General features: G+C 72.1%; 2 protein-coding genes. Both read right to left on the reverse strand.

What is annotated here, in order from left to right; translation table 11 throughout:
* Nucleotides 1–45 precede the first annotated feature (45 nt).
* Nucleotides 46–960 carry a type II secretion system F family protein gene (locus tag DQW06_RS08690; RefSeq protein WP_071621464.1) on the reverse strand — a complete coding sequence of 305 codons (915 nt, stop codon included), beginning with the start codon at nt 958–960 and terminating at the stop codon, nt 46–48.
* A gap of 13 nt (nt 961–973) precedes the next feature.
* Nucleotides 974–1,906, reverse strand: coding sequence for a type II secretion system F family protein (locus tag DQW06_RS08695; protein ID WP_071621465.1), 933 nt, complete (start codon nt 1,904–1,906; stop codon nt 974–976).
* Nucleotides 1,907–1,953 lie beyond the last annotated feature (47 nt).

The following is a 1,953-nucleotide window of genomic DNA, read 5'->3' on the forward strand; positions in this document are numbered from 1 at the left end:
TGCCGGCGGCCCCTCACCCCGTCCCCGGGGCAGGGGCCGCCCCCGTCAGCCGCCCAGGATGAGCCCGAGGTTGACCTCGGTGCCCAAGAACATCGACCCCACGATGAGGATGAGCAGGCCCGGAAGCAGGGTCACCGCGGTCACCATCGTCACCCGGGGGTTCATCCGCTGCGCCTTGCGGCGCATGTACTGCGCGTCGGCGCGCCGCATGTCCTGGCTGATGGCGACCAGGGTGTCGCTGAGCGGGGCGCCCAGCTCCTCCGCCTGCTGGATCGCGGTCACGAACTTGCTCAACGACTCGTTGCGGTTGCGTCGGCGCAGCATCTCGAACGCCTCCCGCCGCGAGGTGCCCAGCTCCATCTGCTGCAGGGCCAGCGCGAACTCGTCGGCGAGCACGCCCGGCATCGACTCCGCCACCCGGGCCACCGCCGCCCGGAACGACATCCCGGCGCTCACCGTCACCGCCAGCACGTCCAGGAAGTCCGGCAGCTGCGACTGCACCTTGTCGCCGCGCTCCTGGCCCTGCACGTACAGGCTCAGGTCGGTCAACCCCATGAAGGCCAGCACCACCAGTCCGACCAGCGGGTTCCCCGAGGCGAACATCAGCAGTCCCAGGGTGCCGTACAGCGCCACCTCGCCGACCTTGCGCCGCAGGTAGCGCTCCAGGGTCAGCCCCTCCGGCCTCCCCGCCGCCTCGATGCGCTCGGCGATGGAGACCAGGCGGCGCTGGCTCAGCGACGCGTGCAGCGACCGGGCGAACGGCCGTCCGATCGCCTCGGTGATCCGGTGCAGCACGAACGTGTCGTCGGACCGGATCCGCGTCGGGCGCGCGGCCGGGTCGGCCACCCGCACCCGGGTCTGCGACATCATCAGGTACAGGCCGTAGCACGCGACCAGCGCGACCAGCGCGCTGGCCAGAGCGGCGGTCAGCGGCACCAGCAGGGAGAGGGGGGCGTTCATCGGGGAGCGGTCCTCACAGGTCGAACTTGGTGATGCGGGACACCAGCACGAAGCCGATGGCGAACAGCGCGGCCACCACCAGCAGCACCGCCACCCCCGCCACGGACGTGGTCATGACGCGCATGATGCCCGGCTCGATGGCGTTGATCAGGAACAGGGCGCCCACCGACATGAACCCCAGCGCCCACACGGTGCTCGTGGTCTCGCTGAGGATGGTCTGCACCTCGCGCCGGGTCTCCTTGCGGTTCTCCAGGGTGGTGGAGATGTTGCGCAGCGCCGTGACCAGGGAGCCGCCCGAGCGCGAGGCCACCACCAGCGTGGACAGCAGGACCCCCAGCTCGCGGGAGGGCATGCGCTCGCGCAGCTCCGCGACGGCCTCCTCGAAGCTGGCGCCCAGCTTCATGGACTCGGCCATGCGGCTCAGCTCCTCGCCAGCGGGCCCGTCCAGCTCGTCGGCGGCCATCGCCACGGCCGTGGGCAGGGCCAGGCCCGCCGAGGTCGCGTTGCCCAGTACCCGGGCCAGGTCCGGCAGTTGGGAGGTGAACTCCTCGCGCCGCTTGGCCTCGGCGCGGTTGAGGTAGGAGAAGAACAGGAACGCCACCCCGGCCGCCGCCAGCAGGCCGAAGAAGGGCGCCAGCACCTGCCAGACCACGACCACCGCCAGCAGCGATCCGCCCAGCAGCGCGAGCACGAACGTGGACAGGCGCACCTCCGTGCCCGACCGGGCGATCCTGCGGTACAGCCGCCCGCCCCACTGGGTGCGGTAGATCGCCGCGTCCAGCCGCGCCATGGGCGTGGACGCCTCGTACTCGGCCTGGTCCAGGGCACTGCGGGCGGCGATCATCCGCCGGTGCTGCGCGCTGGCCACGAACTCCCACAGCGCCCACAGCGCCAGGGCCAGCACCGCGGCCAGGCCGCCGAGGATCGCCACGAACTGCCAGGTCACCGGAGCTCCATTCCGATCGGGGGACGCGCCCGCCGGGGCGCGTCCCC

It is taken from the genome of Nocardiopsis sp. TNDT3, from assembly GCF_003427465.1.
Classification (GTDB): domain Bacteria; phylum Actinomycetota; class Actinomycetes; order Streptosporangiales; family Streptosporangiaceae; genus Nocardiopsis; species Nocardiopsis dassonvillei.